Below are 18,799 nucleotides of genomic sequence, written 5' to 3' on the forward strand. Positions count from 1 at the left end.
TCTTTATGGGCAGTTGGTGGCAATGTCTTCTTCGGCCACGCGCACGGCAACGCCCTGCGTGACTTCGACCTGGGCTTCGGTGGCCGTGTCGGTCGCCACCACGTGCACGTCCCAGACGCTGTTGGCGCACGCCGAGTTGCCGGTGCTGGCGCCGGCGGTGCCGAAGTTCTGGTTGGCGCCCAGCGTGCAGCCGATGTCCTCGGGCTCCTCCAGGTTCAGGTCCGACGACTTGATGGCCTGCGCCTTGACGCAGTTTGGCGCCGGCGTGATCGCCACCGTGATGTCGTTGGCGCCGTCGCCGTTGACGTCGATGCAGCGGGTATTGTTGGCGCCGCAGGGATTGGCCAGCACATTGGCCGGCGATTCGAAGAAGCGCGTGTTGCTGATGGTTTCCTCGATCACCTCGCGCGCGGCGGCGGTGACTTCCTCGCGCTGCTGCATGTTGCTGACGACCTGCAGGTTGGACTGGTTGAGGTTGAAGCTGGTCAGTGCGAGCAAGGTCAGCACGACCAGCATGATCAGCGCCATGATCAGGGTGATGCCCTGCTGGCGGTGCAGCGTCTTCATGGGGTTTTCCTTCCGGCCAGGTTGGGCAGGGCGACCAGGGTCTGGAATACGTGGCGTTTGTAGGCGTCGCCGCTGGCCTCGACCACTTTTTCCGCGCCGGCCGCGTCGAGGCCAAGCACGTAGCGCTTGGCGTCTTTGTGGCCGATGGTCGGTTCGATATTCCGGGCCAGCAGGTTCAGCTTGAGCGAGACCACGTTGCGCCAGTTGGCCACCGCGCAGGCCGCGTCGGCACAGCCGGAGGCACTGGCCGGGTTGGCCGAGAACAGGTCGGCGACGCCGTCGTTGCCGGTGTCGATCCCGTATTCGGCCTGCAGGTTTTCGATACCGTTCACCAGCGGCACCAGTTTGTGGGCCAGGGCCGATCCGTCCATGACCAGTTCCAGCCGCTTCAGGGTGGGCACGCCGTCGGCGGGGCGGTCGTTTCTGGCGATGAAGTAGATGTGGGTAAGATAGCGCCGCACCGGGGCCAGCGTGCCGGAGCCGGCGGCCGCGCTGCAGTCGCGCCGGTGGCGGTCCAGGCCCGAGGTGTCGATGCCGAGGCGGTAGAAGTTTGCGCTGTCGCCGGAATTGAGTTCGCTCGCGTTGGTGCACAGCGAGGCCTGGAAGAACGGGCCGCCGTCGCTGACCGGCGCGCAGCCGGCGCTGCCGGCCACGCAGGTGGCGGTGCGGCGCACGACGATGATGTCGGTGCGGGCAAGCAGGTCCGGGATGCAGGCGAGCGCGCCGGCGGCGGCGTCGTCGACGCCCTGCAGCGCCAGCGGCAACGCACCGGCATGCGCGGCGACGGTCAGGGCGCACGCATCGGGCACCGCGGCCGGGGCGGCCAGCACGGTGGGGTCGAATTCGCCGTAAAAGCCAGCGTTGCGCAGGTCGGACACCAGCGACTGGATCGCGAAGCGGCCGTTCTCGACCTGGCGGTTGGCCTTTTCGAGCTCGGCCTGGGCGCGGTTATTGTTGACGAACAGGGTCGACATGCCGGCCAGGATAACCAGGCTGATCGCGGCGGCGACCATCAGTTCGGACAGCGAAAAGCCGCGCTGGGCATGCAACAGGATCGGGCGGTTCGGGTTCATTGTGATCTCGCGGTTAGCGGCAGTGCGGCACGCCGATCGCCACGCGCGTGGCGATCGCGCGGCGCTGGTTTTCGCTGCCGTAGCTGCCCGAACCGCAGGCGTGCGACGGCGCGCGGGTGGCATGCATGCCCTGCCATGCCACAGTCAGCAGGTAAATGCCGGGGCGGCAAACGCCCGGCGACGCGTCGCGCGACTGCAGCTCGGTGACGCAGCCGCGCGCGCCGACCATCGCACCGACGCTGGCGTTGGTACCGGTACTCACTTCGGCTGCGCCTAGCAGGGCCGTGCTCCATTCGCATTTGTCGCGCGCGCTGCCGGCGGCCTGGGTGCTGCAGTCGCCCGGCGTGGTTCCGGTGCCGAGCGGGGTGGCGGTGGCGTAGCCGGCCGCGCCGCCGGGATTGCCGGCGATGCGCGCCTGCATGTCTTCCAGCAGCAGCACGGCCTGGGCGCGCTGGTAGGCTTCCAGCGATCCGGCCTGCGCCTTGGCCTGGAAGGCGGCGATGCCGAGCAGTCCGAAGGCCAGCAGCACGACCGTGACCAGCACTTCGACCAGGGTCACGCCGGATTGCCGCTGCAGGGGGGAGGGGGAGATAGGCGCCATGGCGGTCAGCAGGCCAGTTTGGTTTGATAGGGGCGGCCGGACAGGTCGACCGAGACGCAGCGGTGCTGGGCGGCGCCGTCGCTGCTGACGTCGAACGAGGGCGCGGCAGCGCCTTTCACCCGTCCATTCGGCAGGAACACCACGCCGGCCGGCCCGGTGATGGTGGCGCCCGGCACCGCGCCGTGGTTTTCCAGCTTGACCGCGGCGTTGGCCGGATGGGCGATGCTCCAGCCGCCGGCCCATGCGGTGCCGGCCGTCGCCGGCGCCAGGCTCACTTCCATGTTGCGCTTGATCGCCTCGCTGCGGGTGCGCAGCAGCGACGAGAACAGGTCGGACGCGGCGCCCTTGGCGCGCTGGTTGGCAATCAGTTCGTTGAACGAAGGCGCCGCGACGCTGGCCAGGATCGCCAGCACCGCGACCGTCACCATCAGCTCGGACAGGGTGAAGCCGCGCGCGCGCCTGGTTACCATTTCGACGACGGCGCGCGCACGCCGCTGCTGTTGATGGTCATGGTGACGTCGCCGGCCTGGCGGCTGCCGGGGACCGGGGTGGCGGTAATCTCGAAGGTCGGCGGCGGGCCACCGCTGGACGCGAGCCTGAAGGTGTACTTGCCGGCCACGGCGGCGGGCGCGGTCACGTCCAGGTCGCCGATGGCGGAGGCATAGCCGCGGTTGTCGGCCAGGTATTGCGACTGGGCCTGGGCCAGCTCCATCATGTACGCCTGCGCCGCGGCGCGGTCGCCGCGCACGAGGTAGTTGCCGTAGGCGGGATAGGCGACTGCCGCCAGCACGCCGATGATGGCGACGGTCACCATCAGTTCGATCAGGGTAAATCCTCGGTGTCGGTTCATGCAGCGCTCCGCAGGGTCGGGAATGTGGAATATGTTGCCCAGTATAAACACATTAGCTTGCAACTCGCTGAAGGAATCCTGACAAAATGCTGACAACGCCACATGCGGACCCGGTGGCGCCATCCAATCAGTTCACACGCGGGGGCCGGGAGGCAGTAAAATCGAAGGTTTTTCGCAGACGCCATGCCAATGGCCGAGACCATGTCCGACGTTACCGCAGCAGCAACACCAGAATCCGGCGCCAGCGCCCCCAAGGCGCCAGGCGCGATCGCGCGCGAAGTTCAGCGCCGCCGCACCTTTGGCATCATCTCCCACCCTGACGCGGGCAAGACCACGCTGACCGAGAAACTGCTGCTGTTCTCGGGCGCGATCCAGATGGCAGGCACGGTCAAGGCGCGCAAGAGCGGCCGCCACGCCACCTCGGACTGGATGGAAATCGAGAAGCAGCGCGGCATTTCGGTGGCGTCGTCGGTGATGCAGTTTGAATTCCGCGACCACGTCATCAACCTGCTCGACACCCCCGGTCACCAGGACTTCTCGGAAGACACCTATCGCGTGCTGACGGCGGTCGACTCGGCGCTGATGGTGATCGACGCCGCCAAGGGCGTGGAAGCGCAGACCATCAAGCTGCTCGACGTCTGCCGCATGCGCAACACGCCGATCGTCACCTTCATGAACAAGCTTGACCGCGAAACGCGCGATCCGCTCGAACTGCTCGACGAACTCGAGTCGGTGCTGAAGATCCAGTGCGCGCCGGTCACCTGGCCGATCGGCATGGGCAAGAACTTCCGCGGCGTGTACCACCTGCTGCGCGACGAGATCATGCTGTTCCGCGCCGGCGAGGAAAAGGCCGACGGCAGCTTCGAGATCATCAAGGGTATCGACAACCCGCGCCTGGCCGAGATGTTCCCGCTCGAAATCGAGCAGCTGAAAACCGAAGTGGAACTGGTGCACGGCGCCTCGCACCCGTTCGACCTGGAACAGTTCCTGGCCGGCGTGCAGACTCCGGTGTTCTTCGGCTCCGCGATCAACAACTTCGGCGTGCGCGAGATTTTGTCGGCGCTGGTCGACTGGGCGCCTGCGCCGCGCTCGCGCAACGCCACCGTGCGCGACGTCGCGCCGGACGAACAGCCGTTCTCCGGCTTCGTCTTCAAGATCCAGGCCAACATGGACCCGGCCCACCGCGACCGCATCGCCTTCCTGCGCGTATGCTCGGGGCGCTTCGAGCGCGGCATGAAGGTCAAGCACCTGCGGCTTGGACGCGAGATCAAGGTATCGTCGGTGGTGACCTTCATGGCATCGTCGCGCGAGCAGGTCGAGGAAGCGTACGCCGGCGACATCATCGGCCTGCCCAACCACGGCAACATGCAGATCGGCGACAGCTTCTCCGAAGGCGAAATGCTGCAATTCACCGGCATCCCGTACTTCGCGCCGGACTTCTTCCGTTCGGTCCGTATCCGCAACCCGCTCAAGATCAAGCAGCTGCACAAAGGTTTGCAGCAGCTGGGCGAAGAGGGCGCGGTACAGGTCTTCAAGCCGGTGCAAGGCAGCGATTTGATCCTGGGCGCGGTCGGCGTGCTGCAGTTCGAAGTGGTGGCGAGCCGGCTGCTGAACGAATACGGCGTCGACGCGGTATTCGAAGGCACCAGCATCAGCAGCGCACGTTGGGTGAGCGGCGACGACAAGCGCGTGCTGGCCGACTTCGAAGCTGCACTGGGCCACAACGTCGCCTACGACGCCGCCGGCAACCTGGCCTACCTCGCGACCTCGAACGTCAACCTGCGGCTGACCGAAGAACGCTGGCCGAAGCTCAAGTTCCACGCCACCCGCGAACACTCCGCCAAGCTCGCCTGATTCGAACTTCGTAGATCGGGGACAGACCCCAACCTCGGGGTCTGTCCCCGATGTTGGGGTCTGTCCCCGATTTGATTTTCATGAGCTCGAAGCCGTGCCTTCAACGCGCCGGCGTGGCCAGCGGCTTGCCTTTTTCGACGACATAGACGCCCACCAGCCGCATCACGGTCTCGCCGGAGTTGCGCGCGTCATGCACGGTGCCGGCCGGGATCACGATCGCCTCGCCAGCACGCACCGTGCGCGGCGGCTGGCCGTCGACCAGCAGTTCGGCCTGGCCTTCGAGGATGTAGCTGATCTCGTCGCCCGGGTGGGTGTGGCGGCCGGCGGTGCTGCCCGGATCGAGTTCGGCACGCACGACCACCGCCTCGCGTCCCGGCACCGAGACATCGGCCTTGACCAGCGGGGTGCGGCGGATGCCGCCCGATTGCGCGAAGGCGGCTGCGGCGAGGCTAAGGGCAACCAAGGCGCCGACAGCGGCGTGGGTCCTGTTCATCTCCGTCCTTTCGAAAATAGTGGCAATCCGGCCTATCTTACGCCCGCTCGCGCATCCGGTGGAGGACGGTAGATATTGACCAGCCGCAATCCTGGGCCACCGGCGCCGGCGTACAGTGCGTGATGCGCGCAGGTTCGACATCAGCGCCCGGGAGATGACCATGACAATAAAAACTGCTTGCATCGCACTCGCGGGCGTCATGCTGTGCGGCGTCGCCTGCGCTGCCGCACCCACCGTGAAGGACGCCGTGGTGCTGGCCGAAAAAGGCGCGAAGTACATTGCCATCCACGGCAAGCAGGCCATGATCGGCAAGATCAACGCCAGGGATCCGGAATTTAACCGTGGCGAGTTCCATTCGCTGGCCGCAGCCACCGCGCCTGGCAGTGGCGAGCGCCGTGTCGTCGACGAGGCGGCAGCCGCGTATGCCGTCTACGTCCGTACGGTGCTCGATGTGATCGAGATATCGCGCGACGACCGCTCGATGAGTGCCAATGCCATGTTCAAGGCCGAGCGCGCGTTCGCGATCGTCGCGCTGCGCCTGAACGAACTGCTGCGCGCAGAGCAGGCGTTGAGCGAAGCCGCATCGCAGCGCGCGGCCAGCGACTTCAACATGATCTCGACGCTGATGCCGCTGGTGATCGCACTGTCGGTGGTGCTGTCGCTGGCGATCACGGTGGCGGTGCGGCACGCGCTGCTGGACGAAGTGCGCGACATCGGAGAGGCGGCGACCGGACTCGCACGCGGCAATCTCACCGTGCGCGAGCGGGTGTACGGGCGTGACGAGATTTCCGAGACCTCGCACGCGCTGGACGGCAGCATCCGCAACCTGAACGCCACGCTGCGCAACATCCTCGATGCGGCACGCCAGATCGACAGCGCATCGCGCGAGATCGCGCTGGGGAATGCCGACCTGTCCATCCGCACCGAAGCGCAGGCCAGTTCGCTGATCCACACGGTCTCCTCGGTCGAGGATCTGAACGAGTCCGTCAGCCGCACGGCAAACAGCACGCAGCGGGCCAACCAGCTGGCCGAAAGCGCGTCGTCGTCGGCGCTCAAGGGCGGCGACCTGGTGGGACGGCTGATGCTGACGATGGTCGCGATCAAGGGCAGCTCGGGCAAGGTGGCCGAGATCGTGGAGGTGATCGACGGGATCGCTTCGCAGACTAACATCCTGGCGCTGAACGCGGCGGTCGAAGCTGCGCGCGCGGGCGAACATGGACGAGGTTTCGCGGCGGGGTACAGCATGGCCGACATTGTGACGTCGGTGCAGCGGGTGGGAGACATCATCGGAAAGATCACGCAGGACAATGCGCAGCAGGCCAGCGGGGTGAGCGAGGTCAACCAGGCGATCATGCAGATCGACGAGATCACGCAGCAGAATTCGGCGCTGGTGGAGGAGGCTGCGGCGGCGGCGGACAGCTTGCAGGAGCAGGCGCACAGCTTGTCGCGGGCGGTGGCGTCGTTCAAGCTGGATGAAGGAGCGGGGCAGGGGAAACAGGCGCCGCCACCGCCCACGCGGGGCGGGAAGGGGCATTTGCGGCTGGCGTCGAAACGGGGGTAGCGGATGCCGCATCACCGACGACAGCTGGCTGCAGGGGCGACCTATTTCTTTACCGTGAATTTGCGGGACCGGAGCAGCGGGCTCCTGGTGGAGCAGGTCGGGGCGTTGCGCGAGGCGGTGAGGAAGGTGCGAGCGGTGCGGCCGTTTCTGATTGGTGCGTGGGTGGTGCTGCCGGAGCACATGCATGCGATGTGGACGCTGCCGGAAGATGACCGGGATTATCCAGGGCCCTGGCGCGAAATCAAGAAGGCGTTTTCACGCTCGGTTCAACAGCGGGACGTGTGGCAGAAGCGGTATTGGGAACATACGATTCGTGATGCACGGGATTTCGCCGCGCATCTCGATTACATTCATCGCAATCCGTATAAACACGGGTTGGTGAGGAATGTGAGGGATTGGCCCTATTCGTCGTTTCACCGGTATGTAAAGGCCGGCATTTATTTGGAAGAATGGCTTTGTGATGATGTGGATTTGAGTGCCGGTGAACGGGGCGCGTGAAAACGGCGGATGCGCTGTGCTTATCCGCCCTACGTGTCTTCAAGGACGTAGGGCGGATAAGCGACAGCGCATCCGCCGATCTAGTTCTTACTCGTAATCGCTGACAGGTGCGCAGCCGCAGAACAGGTTGCGGTCGCCGTACACGTTATCGGCCCGGCCGACCGGCGGCCAGTACTTCTGCTTGCGCAGCGACGCAACCGGGAATGCCGCCTGCTCGCGCGTGTAAGCGTGCTGCCAGTCGTCTTCCATCACCACTTCCGCAGTGTGCGGCGCGCCCTTGAGCGGGTTGTCCATGCGGTCGTACTCGCCGCGCTCTACCTTCACGATCTCGGCATGGATGCAGATCATCGCGTCGATGAAGCGGTCGATCTCGACCTTCGATTCGCTCTCGGTCGGCTCGATCATCAGGGTGCCAGGAACCGGGAAGCTCATGGTCGGCGCGTGGAAGCCGAAGTCCATCAGGCGCTTGGCCACATCTTCATTGCTGATGCCGGTCTTGTCCTGCAGCGGGCGCAGGTCCAGGATGCACTCATGCGCCACCAGGCCGTCGTGGCCCGTGTACAGCACAGGATAGTGCGGCGCCAGGCGGCGTGCGATGTAGTTGGCCGACAGGATCGCGGTCTCGGTCGCCTGGGTCAGGCCTTCGCCGCCCATCATTGCGATGTACATCCACGAAATCGGCAGGATGCTTGCCGAGCCGTAGGCCGCCGCGCTGACCGCGCCAATGCCCGCTTCGTCGCGGGTGTAGCCGGTCGAACGCTGGTTCGGCAGGAACTTTGCCAGGTGCGCGCCAACACCGATCGGGCCGACGCCCGGTCCGCCGCCGCCGTGCGGAATGCAGAAGGTCTTGTGCAGGTTCAGGTGGCTGACGTCGCCGCCGAAGCTGCCCGGCGCAGCCACGCCAACCAGCGCGTTCATGTTGGCTCCGTCGATGTACACCTGGCCGCCGTGCGAGTGGATCACTTCGCACAGTTCCTGGATGCCTTCTTCGAACACGCCGTGGGTCGATGGGTAGGTCACCATCACGCACGCGAGGTTCTTGCTGTGCAGTTCAGCCTTGGCCTTCAGGTCGTCGAGGTCGACGTTGCCGTTTTCGTCGCAGGCGGTGACCACGACCTTCATGCCGACCATGTTGGCCGACGCCGGGTTGGTGCCGTGCGCCGACGATGGGATCAGACAGATGTTGCGGTGGCCTTCGCCGCGCGACTGGTGGTAGGCCTGGATAACCAGCAGGCCCGCGTATTCGCCTTGCGAACCGGCGTTAGGCTGCAGCGACACGGCGGCGTAGCCGGTGACGGCGCACAGCATTTCTTCCAGCTGTCCGATCATTTCGCGGTAGCCGACGGTTTGCGAGTCCGGCGCGAACGGGTGGATGCTCGAGAACTCGGGCCAGGTCACCGGGATCATTTCGGCGGTGGCGTTCAGCTTCATGGTGCACGAGCCGAGCGGGATCATGGTGCGGTCCAGCGCCAGGTCCTTGTCGGCCAGGCTGCGCAGGTAGCGCAGCATTTCGTGCTCGGAGTGATAGCGGCTGAAGGTCGGGTGGGTCATGTAGGCGCTGGTGCGAACAAGCGCTTCCGGGTAGGCGTCCTGCGACGATGCGTCCAGCGCGTCGAGGTCAGGCGCGGTGGCGCCGGTGACGCCTTCGGCGAAGATCGACCACAGCAGCGCGATGTCGTCGCGGGTGGTGGTTTCGTCGAGCGAGATGCCGACGTGCGACGCATCCACGCGGCGCAGGTTGACGCCCTTCGATTCGGCGGTGGCGTGCAGCTGCTCGGCGCTCGCTGTCTGGATCGTCAGGGTGTCGAAGAAGGTGGTGTTCGCGATGGTGTAGCCGAGCTGGCCCAGCGACGCCGCCAGGATGCCGGTGAAGCGGTGCACGCGCTGGGCGATCTGCGCCAGGCCTTTCGGGCCGTGGTAGACGGCGTACATCGACGCCATCACCGCCAGCAGCACCTGCGCGGTGCAGATGTTGGAGGTGGCTTTTTCGCGGCGGATGTGCTGCTCGCGGGTCTGCAGCGCCAGGCGGTAGGCCTTGTTGCCCTGCGCGTCGATGGTCACGCCAACCAGGCGGCCAGGCATGCTGCGCTTGAATTCGTCACGGGTGGCCAGGTAGCCTGCGTGCGGGCCGCCGAAGCCGAGCGGTACGCCGAAGCGCTGGCTGTTACCGACCACCACATCCGCGCCCCATTCGCCCGGAGGGGTCAGGAGGGTCAGCGCCAGCAGGTCGGCGGCGACGATCACCATCGCGCCGGCTGCGTGCAGCTTTTCGACGGCTTCGCGGTAGTCGCGCACTTCGCCGTTCACGCCGGGGTACTGAAGCAGCACGCCGAAGCAGTTGCCGTCGAGGGCTTCGACTTCGCTTGCAGGCACGGTGCGTACTTCGATGCCGAGCGGCTTGGCGCGGGTCTCGACGATCTCGCGGGTTTGCGGCAGCACGTCGTCGGCCACATAGAACACCTGCGAGGAAGATTTGCCCACGCGCTGGATCAGCGTCATCGCTTCAGCCGCGGCGGTGCCTTCGTCCAGCATCGACGAGTTGGCGATGCCCATGCCGGTCAGGTCGGTGACGACCTGCTGGAAGTTCAGGATCGCTTCCAGGCGGCCTTGCGAGATCTCCGGCTGGTAAGGGGTGTAGGCAGTGTACCAGGCAGGGTTCTCGAAGATGTTGCGCAGGATGACGTTCGGGGTGAAGGTGTTGTAGTAGCCCTGGCCGATGACCGACTTCATGACCTTGTTCTTCGATGCGATCGCCTTCAGCTTCGACAGCGCTTCCTGTTCCGGCATCGGGTTGTAGAACTCGCCCAGCGCGAGCTTGCTCTTGTTGCGGATGTTCGGTGGGACGACTGCGTCGATCAGCGCGGCGCGCGATGCGTAGCCGAGCTTGGACAGCATGGCTGCCTGCTCGGATTCCGATGGGCCGATGTGGCGCGAGATGAAGTCGTCGCGTGCTTCAAGTTGGGAAAGGCTGGTGCGGGTCATGATTGGGCCAAAAAAGATGCTGGCTGCCGGGGAGGGCGGCCGGATTGGAGATGAGGGGAACCTGTAAAACTGATGGCGTGCCGCGCGCGCCAATGCGCGCGGCAGCCGGGCCGCGATTATTCCGCGGTGGCCTTGCCGTAGCCGGCTGCGTCGAGCAGGCCGTTGATGGCGTTGGCGTCGTCTGGCTTGATGCGGAACAGCCATGCGGAATACGCATCGGCGTTGATCGAGTCAGGCGTATCGGCCACCGCGTCGTTGACCGCCACGACTTCGCCCGATACCGGCGCGTAGATGTCGCTTGCCGCCTTGACCGATTCCACCACCGCTGCGTCGTCGCCGGCGGTGAAGGACTTGCCTACCTTCGGCAGTTCGACGAAGACGATATCGCCCAGCGCGTCCTGCGCGTACTCGGTGATGCCGACGGTCAGGGTGCCGTCGGCTTCAGCGCGGATCCACTCGTGGGATTCGGTGTATTTCAGGTCGGCAGGAATGTTCATGTGAGGCTCCAAAAAGGGTGATTTGTATTGTTTGTATTCGGGCGCTGCGGGTCAGGCAACCAGGATTTTACCGTTACGTACGAACGGCAGCTTGACCACGGTGGCAGCCAGCTTCTTGTCGCGGATCTCGACGTGTACGTTGTCGCCGACGGCGACGTCCATCGGCACGCGCCCCAGCGCGATCGCCTGCTGCATGGTCGGGCTGAAGGTGCCGCTGGTGATTTCGCCTTCGCTGCCGGAGGTGCTGATGATCTTCTGGTGGGCGCGCAGCACGCCGCCTTTTTCGCGCAGGATCAGGCCCACGTACTGCTGGTGCTGGCCGTTCGCCTGCAGCGCCGCCTTGCCGATGAAGTCGCGCTCGGACACCAGGTCGACGGTCCAGGCCAGGCCGGCGTCGAGCGGGTTGACGGTTTCGTCCATGTCCTGGCCGTACAGGTTCATGCCGGCTTCGAGGCGCAGCGTATCGCGCGCGCCCAGGCCCGCAGGCTTGACGCCGGCGGCTACCAGCGCGTTCCACAGGGCGTCGGCCTGCGAAGCGTCGAAGGCCAGCTCGAAGCCGTCTTCGCCGGTGTAGCCGGTGCGCGCGACCATCACTTCGCCGAAGGCGGTGTCCTTGACGATGGCGGCGTTGAACGGCTTGAGCGGCTCGGATGCTTCTTTCGTGGTCGGCAGCACTTCCCACACCTTGGCGCGGGCGTTCGGGCCCTGCACGGCGATCAGCGCCATCGCATTGGCGCCATCGCGGCGCTGGGTGACCTTGACGCCGCTGCCGGTGGCTTCGATTTGCGCGTTGATCCAGGCGAGGTCCTTTTCCGCGGTGCCGGCATTGACCACCAGGCGGAACCAGGTCTCGCTGAAGAAGTAGACGATCAGGTCGTCGATGACGGTGCCTTCGGGCTTGAGCATGCACGAGTACAGGGCCTTGCCCGGAACCTGCAGCTTGTCGACGTTATTGGCCAGCAGGCCGCGCAGGAAGGCGCGGACATTGTCGCCTTCGAGGTCGACCACGCACATGTGCGAGACGTCGAACATGCCGACGTCGGTGCGTACCGCATGGTGCTCTTCGATCTGGGAGCCGTAGTTGACGGGCATGTCCCAGCCGCCGAAGTCGACCATCTTGGCGCCGGCGGCGCGGTGTGCGGAATTGAGCGGGGTCGCTTTAAGCGTCATGGAATCCTCAGGGCAAGTGAAAAAGGGACTGCCGAACGGACGCGAAAGGCCGGCATGGCCATTTTGCGTGCGATCGCGCCCCTCTGTCCTCGATACCTGAGAGATAGCGGAATGATCCGCCTGCCCCTTCGGTGGGCCGCCGGCGTGTGCCGCGGCCGCTCTCCAGAGTTGAACCGGTGCGCCGTGCGCTGCCGACCCCTGACCGGTCCTTTTGCCTGAGAGTTTTTGGGTGATGCCCCTTCGGCGGCAGCGCTTGGGCTGCCCTCTCCCGATCAAGACTGTGGAGGATATGTCAGCATGGCCTCGATGTCAATGTCCGGGTGGCGGCGCAGGGGGCAGGGCGCGCACGAATGAAGATGCGTGCAGGGCTGTTTGTTGTCTAATTTGTTAGAATCCGTTCATCCACCTAGCGAGCCAGCGACCATGACAGAAGAATCCGCCACGAAGGAAACGGACGCGTATTTCACGCTGTCCGGGGATGTCAACAGCGATATGGTGTACCGCGTGTTCGAAGCCGTCGCCAACATGACGGAAAAAGGCATCGATACCGCCCACTTGCTGGTCCAGTCGAACGGCGGCTATGTCAGCGATGGCCTGTGCCTGTATAACTTCCTGGCCAATTCGCCGATCAAGTTTGTGATGTACAACGGCGGCGCGGTGGCCTCGATCGCGGTCATTCTCTTCCTCGCCGGCAAGCAGCGCTTCGCCAGCGAGACCGCGCGCTTCATGGTGCACAAATCGCACGCCACGGCATCGCCCGGCGCCCGGCCCGATGCGCTGAACATCATCGTCGAAGGCCTGCGCGCGGACGACGCGCGCACCGAATCGATCCTGCGCAAGCACGTTACCCTAACGCCCGAGCAGTGGGCGGTCCACCAGTATTCCGACCTGCACCTTACCGCGACCGACGCCAAGACCGCCGGCATGGTCGAGGCTATTGCCGATTTCGCGCCGCCCAAGGGTTTTCACCTTACTAATATCTAGCGCGCCCGTCGCCGGCGTTTTGTTGCGTCCAATGTAAAAGAGCGTGCCGGCCGCGATGCCTGTGCAGACTCTTTCTGGTGCTTCCTGTCTGGCTACTGTTGTGGCGGAGCCCGGAAACCCGGCGCCGCCCAGCGATGACGAGCGGTATTAGCGTTTGTCGCGCTTGGATCCTGGGCGGCTGCTTTCGCTGCTCGCAGCCGGGTTCGACTGTTGGGAGCCGGGTTGCATGCCGGACTGCTGGGAGCCTGGTTGCTGCGACTGGCGCGATGCGTCGTTCTTGTGGCTTTGGCGGCCGGCTTCGACGTGCTGCTCGTGGGTGCCGCCCTGGCCACCCGAGCGCGAACCCGCAGCATTGGCAGACTGCTTGTTGCCGCTTTGTTTCTTCTGTTTCGAGGCCATCTTCATTCCTTTCGATGTTGGGAAGTGTCGCTGCTCGCCGGCGTGCAGGGGAAAAGGTTTTTGCGCCTGCGTTGCCGGAGACACAATCATGCGAGCTGCACAGCAGAATCGCTATCAGAACATTACCCGCACCGATGTAGGATTGCCTCCTACAAGTTTGAAACAAGACTCAGCTTTTCAGAACTCTTCCCAGTCGACGTCCTGCTTGGCGGCGGCCGCCCGCTTGCCCGCGCCCGGCCTGGCTGCCGCGCGCGGGCTTGCCGCCACGGGGCGGATGCGGCGCGCGCCGTCGCCGGCGGCCGCGGCGGTGCGCGGCGCGGCCGGTTTGGCGGTGCTGGAAACCAGGTGGATCTGGGCCGAGGGTCGGGAATGCTCCGCATCCAGCACGAAGCTGCCGATGATGTGTTTCAGGCTCCCGGCCTGGTCGCGCATCGACGCGGCCGCCGCGGCCGACTCTTCCACCAGCGCCGCGTTCTGCTGGGTGGCCTGGTCCATCGCCGCGATGGCCTGGTTGACCTGCTCGATGCCCGTGGTCTGCTCGGCGCTGGCGGCGGCGATCTCGCCGATGATCTCGGTCACCCGCCTGACGCTGGCTACCACCTCGTTCATGGTGTTGCCCGCCTTGTCGGCCAGATGGGTGCCGGCGCTGACTTTCTCGACCGAGTCGTCGATCAGTTCCTTGATCTCCCTGGCCGCCGCGGCCGAGCGCTGCGCCAGGTTGCGCACCTCGGAGGCCACCACCGCGAAGCCGCGCCCCTGTTCGCCGGCCCTGGCCGCTTCCACCGCGGCGTTCAATGCCAGGATGTTGGTCTGGAAGGCGATGCCGTCGATGACGCCGATGATTTCCGCGATCCGCTTCGAGGAATCGTTGATGGAGGCCATCGTGCCGACCACTTCCGACACCACTTCGCCGCCCTTGACCGCCACGTCGGAGGCCGACACCGCCAGTTTGCTTGCCTGGTGGGCATGGTCGGCGTTCTGCTTGACGGTCGCGGTCAGCTCTTCCATCGACGAGGCGGTTTCCTCCAGCGAGGCGGCTTGCTGCTCGGTACGCGCCGACAGGTCGAGGCTGCCGCTGGCGATTTCGCCGGCGCCGCTGGAAATGGTTTCCGAACCGGAGCGCACGTTGACGATCATCGACACCAGCTTGTCGTTCATCTCCTGCATGGCGCGGGTCAACAGGCCCGATTCGCCGCTGCCTCCCTGTTCGACCCTGGCGCTGAGGTCGCCCGCGGCGACGCGCTGGGCCACCAGCACGGCGGCGTGGATCGGCCGCGCCACCTCGGCCGCCAGCCAGACGGCCAGCGCGGCGACGATGCCGATGCTGGCCGCGCCTGCGACGAATAGCCATGTGCGGGCGCCGCCATAGCCTGCGCGCAGCAGTTCGGCCGCGGCGCCGGCCTTGAGCCCGGGCCGGGCCGCGGCCTCGACCGCCTGGCCGAACTGGGACGCCAGCGACCACGCCGTCGCCAGCCCGAGCGCCAGCACGATGGCGAGGCAGCCGAAGATCTTGATCCTGGTGTCGAGCTGGCGGAGGCGGTCCATGGCGAATTCCTTCTCGGTGGCAGAAATGTGTGGCGGGTATCAGTGCAATGGTATGGAAAGTCCGAAATGCAACATTTGTCACACGTCAATAGGAGTGGCAGCCAGGGCGCAGTGTGGCTATTTCGATGCAGTTCGAGTGAAATGCTTGCCATGTGGCAATATTCTGTCAAAATGGGATGATGGGGGCCAGGAATCAATCGGGGCAGGGTGTGCAGCAGTCCGGCAAGACAGCCGGCAACCGGTCGCGCCCCGAGCTGTTGAACAGCCTGATGGACATCGTGACGAGGCACGTCAACGAGCACATGATGGCGACCACCACCGGCATCGTGGGCGCCTTGCTCGACGCGACCGGCCCGGCCATCGGCACGCGCACCATGTTCCAGCGCGTCAAATCCGGCAACCTGCTCAAGGAAAATAGCTACGCCTTCCTGCACCTGGCCTGCACCGAAGTCTGCGACGCCGTGAAGCGCGAGCTGGATGCGCTGGCGCCGGCGCCGGTCAAGCGCGTGGCGGCCCCGGTGGCGCTGAGCCTTGTGCCGATGGAGGAAATGGACCACCGGCTCGCCTTCGACAGTATCAGCCGCCCCTTCGACGTCGCCCATGCCGATGCGCTGGCGACACTGAACGTGCGGGTCGGCTACATGCTCGGGCGCGACGTGCTGCGCATGAGCCAGAACCCGTTCCGGCCGCAGGTCATCCTGCTGGCGCTGCAGAAGGCGTGGGTGGAATTCGAGCCGGATGAGGCCGGGCACCAGCTGATCCAGCCTTTGCTCAAGCCGGGCCTGCTGTTCGATTTCGCCCCCATGTACGAGGCGCTGAGCCTGGCGCTGATGCGCAAGGGCGTGCTGCCGGGTTCGGTCGACGCCCTCAAGATCCAGAAAACCGACAATGCCGCCGCAGCGCGCGCCGCGCGCGCTTCCGGCAAGGCCGCGCTGTCGCGCCAGTTGCAGGCGTTCTTCGGCGGCGGCGACGCGGCGCCGGCGATCGACGCCGACATCCCGATGATCCCGCTCATTCCCGACTTGCTGTCCTTGCCGTCCACGCAGCAGGGTAGCGGATGGCGGCCGAGCGCGGCGGCGGGGTTCGACCCGGCGCAAGCCGTGGCGGCGCGCCCGGCCGGCGGCTTTGCAGCTGGCGGCACGGCGGCCGCCGCCGGCGCCGCGCCGCTGCCGCCCGGCGTGCAGCAGTTGTCCAGCGCCGGCCTGAACAACCTGCTGGGCGAGCTGCAGAAGCGCATGCCCCAGCCCACAGCCGGCGGCACCAGCACTGCCGCTGGCGCCGGCGCCGTCCCGCACAACGTGTTCTACCTGCCGCGCCTGAAACAGAGCCTGCCGCAAGGCAGCCTGTCGCGCGGCGACGAAGGCACCATCGACCTGCTGTCGCGGATTTTCGAGACGGTGTTCCTGGACGACAGCATCCCCGGCGAGATCCGCGAGCTGATCCAGTTCCTGCAGATCCCGGTGCTGAGGGCGGCGCTGAACGACAAGAACTTCTTCTTCGAGGACGCTCACCCGGCGCGGCGCATGATCGACCTGCTGTCGCGCATGGGCTGGGAGCAGCGCAAGGGCGCGGACGACCCAGTGTTCCAGGCGATGCAGCGCGGTGTCGACCGCATCGGGCGCGACGCCGGCAGCGGCGAGCGCGCGTTTGCCGACGCCGTGGCCGACCTCGAGGCCTCGATCGCCGCCGACGAAACGGCGGCCGAGAGCGTGATCGCCGAGCCGATCGCGCGCGCCCTCAAGCAGGAAAAGACCGCCACCGCCGCCCGTTCGGCCAAGAACGCGGTGTCGATGCGGATCGGCGCCGGCGAAGTGGTCGCGGTGGTCGAGGCCTTCCTGGAAAACAAATGGACCTCGGTGCTGACCGTGGCCTATACGGTCGAAGACGACAAGCCAGGCGCCGTCGCCAACGCCACCAGGACCATGGACGACCTGCTGTGGAGCGTCAAGCCGAAGGTCACGCATGAGCAGCGCAAGGCGCTGATCGGCAAGCTGCCAGGCCTGCTGGCCACCTTGAACAAGTGGCTGGACGTGATCAAGTGGCAGGACGCCGACCGCCTGCAGTTCTTCGCCGAGCTGGCAGAATGCCACGCCTCCATCGTGCGCGCGCCGCTCGACCTGTCGCCCGAGCGCCAGCTGGAGATCGCGGTCGAAGTGGCGCAGGCCGATGCGATCCGCCGCATCGAGAAGGAAGACGCGGCCGCCGCCCAGGAAGAACAGGCCGACGAAGCGGTCATCACCGTCGACGGCCTCGAACGCGGCATGTGGCTGGAGTTCGTCCAGCCCGACGCCGGCGTACGCAAGGTCAAGCTGGCCTGGGTCAGCCCGCTGCGCACGCTGTTCATCTTCTCGGCCGGGGCGCGCCAGGAAGCGTTTTCGCTGTCGGCCGAATCCCTGGCGCAGTCCTGCCGCGACGGCAAGGCGCGCGTCATCGAGGACAGCGGCGTGGTCGCGCGCGCGCTGGCGCAGGCCATGGAGGGCGGCGCCGCCAATGACGCGCCGCCGGGAGCACTGCGCGCCTGAACGCCAATATGCCCGGTCTTTACCTGGCCAAAGGCCGGGCGCCGGATGGTATGATGTAGCCCCTTTCCGGATTCCGGCCAACCCAGCGCCCTCCAGGGCGACGAGTAGTCAATAACGTGCGTCTATCTTCCATCAAACTGTCGGGATTCAAGTCCTTCGTCGATCCCACCAATTTCCAGGTTCCGGGTCAGCTGGTTGGCGTGGTCGGTCCTAACGGTTGCGGCAAGTCGAACATCATCGACGCCGTGCGCTGGGTGCTGGGCGAATCGAAAGCGTCGGAACTGCGCGGCGAGTCGATGCAGGACGTGATCTTCAACGGATCGACCCACCGCAAGCCGGCCGGGCGCGCGTCGGTGGAGCTGGTGTTCGACAACAACGACGGCAAGGCCGCGGGCCAGTGGGGCCAGTACGCCGAGATCGCGGTCAAGCGTACGCTGACGCGCGACGGCACCTCCACTTACTACATCAACGGCCAGCCGGTGCGCCGGCGCGACATCCAGGACATCTTCCTCGGCACCGGCCTCGGCCCGCGCGCCTACGCCATCATCGGCCAGGGCATGATCTCGCGCATCATCGAGTCGCGCCCGGAAGAGCTGCGCGTGTTCCTGGAGGAGGCGGCCGGCGTATCGAAGTACAAGGAACGCCGCCGCGAAACCGAGAACCGCCTGAACGACACGCGCGAGAACCTGCTGCGGGTCGAGGACATCCTGCGCGAGCTGAACGCCAACCTGGAAAAGCTGGAAGCGCAGGCGGTGGTGGCGACCAAGTTCCACACGCTGCAGGCCGACCAGGAAGAAAAGCAGAAGCTGCTCTGGCTGCTGCGCAAGAACGAGGCGAAGTCGGAGCAGGCCAAGTACTTCCGCGAGATGGAGCAGGCCCAGACCGACCTCGAGGAACAGACCGCCAAGCTGCGCCACGTCGAGCTGGAACTGGAGCGCATGCGCCAGGCCCACTTTGCCGTGGGCGACCGCCTGCACACCGCGCAGGGCCACCTGTACCAGACCAACTCCGAAATCGGCAGCCTGGAAGCGCAGATCAAGTTCGTCATCGAGTCGCGCACCCGCCTGCAGAACCAGATCGGCGTCTTGAGCGCGCAGCGCAACCAGTGGCAGGCGCAGGGCCAGGAATACCAGGAACAGGTCGAGGAAGCCGAGTACCTGCTGGAGGAGCTGGGCGGGCGTGTCGAGCAGTCGCAGATGGCGG

At 65.9% G+C, this 18,799-nt stretch carries 17 protein-coding genes and 2 riboswitches; of the genes, 6 read left to right on the forward strand and 11 right to left on the reverse strand.

What is annotated here, in order from left to right:
• Positions 1 to 3: 3 nt before the first annotated feature.
• Genes D3872_RS17035 through D3872_RS27105 form a run of 5 tightly spaced genes read right to left on the reverse strand, consistent with a single transcriptional unit; the run spans position 4 to position 3,091 of the window.
• Complete coding sequence (locus D3872_RS17035) at positions 4 to 567, reverse strand: hypothetical protein (RefSeq protein ID WP_119811927.1); 564 nt, start codon at positions 565 to 567, stop codon at positions 4 to 6.
• On the reverse strand, positions 564 to 1,640 hold the full coding sequence (locus tag D3872_RS17040; RefSeq protein ID WP_182915840.1) for a PilW family protein: 1,077 nt from the start codon (positions 1,638 to 1,640) through the stop codon (positions 564 to 566). Before D3872_RS17040 ends, D3872_RS17035 begins: the two co-directional genes overlap by 4 nt.
• Positions 1,641 to 1,653: 13 nt before the next feature.
• Positions 1,654 to 2,241 (reverse strand): type IV pilus modification protein PilV, encoded by a 588-nt coding sequence (gene pilV / locus D3872_RS17045; protein WP_119811929.1) that lies wholly within the window; start codon positions 2,239 to 2,241, stop codon positions 1,654 to 1,656.
• A gap of 5 nt (positions 2,242 to 2,246) precedes the next feature.
• Complete coding sequence (locus D3872_RS17050) at positions 2,247 to 2,711, reverse strand: GspH/FimT family pseudopilin (RefSeq protein WP_119811930.1); 465 nt, start codon at positions 2,709 to 2,711, stop codon at positions 2,247 to 2,249.
• Positions 2,705 to 3,091, reverse strand: a complete 387-nt coding sequence (locus tag D3872_RS27105; RefSeq protein WP_119811944.1) for a type IV pilin protein — start codon at positions 3,089 to 3,091, stop codon at positions 2,705 to 2,707. The genes D3872_RS17050 and D3872_RS27105 overlap by 7 nt, the downstream gene beginning before the upstream one ends.
• A gap of 201 nt (positions 3,092 to 3,292) precedes the next feature.
• Between D3872_RS27105 and D3872_RS17060 the strand changes: the two genes are divergently transcribed.
• Complete coding sequence (locus tag D3872_RS17060) at positions 3,293 to 4,945, forward strand: peptide chain release factor 3 (protein WP_182915841.1); 1,653 nt, start codon at positions 3,293 to 3,295, stop codon at positions 4,943 to 4,945.
• Between the two features lie 100 nt (positions 4,946 to 5,045).
• Here D3872_RS17060 and D3872_RS17065 read toward each other — a convergent pair whose 3' ends face one another.
• Entirely contained in the window at positions 5,046 to 5,438 is a 393-nt protein-coding gene (locus D3872_RS17065) for a cupin domain-containing protein (protein WP_119811932.1), read from the reverse strand.
• A gap of 160 nt (positions 5,439 to 5,598) precedes the next feature.
• On the opposite strand from D3872_RS17065, the gene D3872_RS17070 reads away from it, so the two are divergent.
• Positions 5,599 to 6,999 carry a methyl-accepting chemotaxis protein gene (locus D3872_RS17070; protein ID WP_229459373.1) on the forward strand — a complete coding sequence of 467 codons (1,401 nt, stop codon included), beginning with the start codon at positions 5,599 to 5,601 and terminating at the stop codon, positions 6,997 to 6,999.
• 3 nt (positions 7,000 to 7,002) lie between these two features.
• Positions 7,003 to 7,497: an REP-associated tyrosine transposase gene (locus D3872_RS17075; protein ID WP_119811934.1), complete on the forward strand. Its 495-nt coding sequence runs from the start codon at positions 7,003 to 7,005 to the stop codon at positions 7,495 to 7,497.
• An 87-nt stretch (positions 7,498 to 7,584) separates the two neighbouring features.
• On the opposite strand, the gene gcvP is transcribed toward D3872_RS17075, so the two are convergent.
• The 3 genes from gcvP to gcvT form a co-directional block, all read right to left on the reverse strand.
• Positions 7,585 to 10,479: an aminomethyl-transferring glycine dehydrogenase gene (gcvP, locus tag D3872_RS17080; protein WP_119811935.1), complete on the reverse strand. Its 2,895-nt coding sequence runs from the start codon at positions 10,477 to 10,479 to the stop codon at positions 7,585 to 7,587.
• 116 nt (positions 10,480 to 10,595) lie between these two features.
• Complete coding sequence (gene gcvH, locus D3872_RS17085; protein WP_119811936.1) at positions 10,596 to 10,976, reverse strand: glycine cleavage system protein GcvH; 381 nt, start codon at positions 10,974 to 10,976, stop codon at positions 10,596 to 10,598.
• Between the two features lie 51 nt (positions 10,977 to 11,027).
• Entirely contained in the window at positions 11,028 to 12,146 is a 1,119-nt protein-coding gene (gcvT, locus tag D3872_RS17090) for a glycine cleavage system aminomethyltransferase GcvT (protein ID WP_119811937.1), read from the reverse strand.
• Positions 12,147 to 12,219: 73 nt separating this feature from the next.
• Positions 12,220 to 12,322: riboswitch (glycine riboswitch) on the reverse strand.
• A 17-nt stretch (positions 12,323 to 12,339) separates the two neighbouring features.
• A riboswitch (glycine riboswitch) is annotated at positions 12,340 to 12,427 on the reverse strand.
• 142 nt (positions 12,428 to 12,569) lie between these two features.
• On the opposite strand from gcvT, the gene D3872_RS17095 reads away from it, so the two are divergent.
• Positions 12,570 to 13,130: an ATP-dependent Clp protease proteolytic subunit gene (locus D3872_RS17095; protein ID WP_119811938.1), complete on the forward strand. Its 561-nt coding sequence runs from the start codon at positions 12,570 to 12,572 to the stop codon at positions 13,128 to 13,130.
• Positions 13,131 to 13,277: 147 nt separating this feature from the next.
• On the opposite strand, the gene D3872_RS17100 is transcribed toward D3872_RS17095, so the two are convergent.
• Entirely contained in the window at positions 13,278 to 13,529 is a 252-nt protein-coding gene (locus tag D3872_RS17100) for a hypothetical protein (protein ID WP_119811939.1), read from the reverse strand.
• A 177-nt stretch (positions 13,530 to 13,706) separates the two neighbouring features.
• Positions 13,707 to 15,074 carry a methyl-accepting chemotaxis protein gene (locus D3872_RS17105; protein ID WP_119811940.1) on the reverse strand — a complete coding sequence of 456 codons (1,368 nt, stop codon included), beginning with the start codon at positions 15,072 to 15,074 and terminating at the stop codon, positions 13,707 to 13,709.
• 209 nt (positions 15,075 to 15,283) lie between these two features.
• Between D3872_RS17105 and D3872_RS17110 the strand changes: the two genes are divergently transcribed.
• Complete coding sequence (locus tag D3872_RS17110) at positions 15,284 to 17,596, forward strand: DUF1631 family protein (protein ID WP_229459374.1); 2,313 nt, start codon at positions 15,284 to 15,286, stop codon at positions 17,594 to 17,596.
• 116 nt (positions 17,597 to 17,712) lie between these two features.
• On the forward strand, positions 17,713 to 18,799 hold a 1,087-nt coding region (locus D3872_RS17115), incomplete at its 3' end, for a chromosome segregation SMC family protein (RefSeq protein ID WP_147373903.1).

It is taken from the genome of Massilia cavernae, assembly GCF_003590855.1.
Classification (GTDB): Bacteria; Pseudomonadota; Gammaproteobacteria; order Burkholderiales; family Burkholderiaceae_D; genus Telluria_A; species Telluria_A cavernae.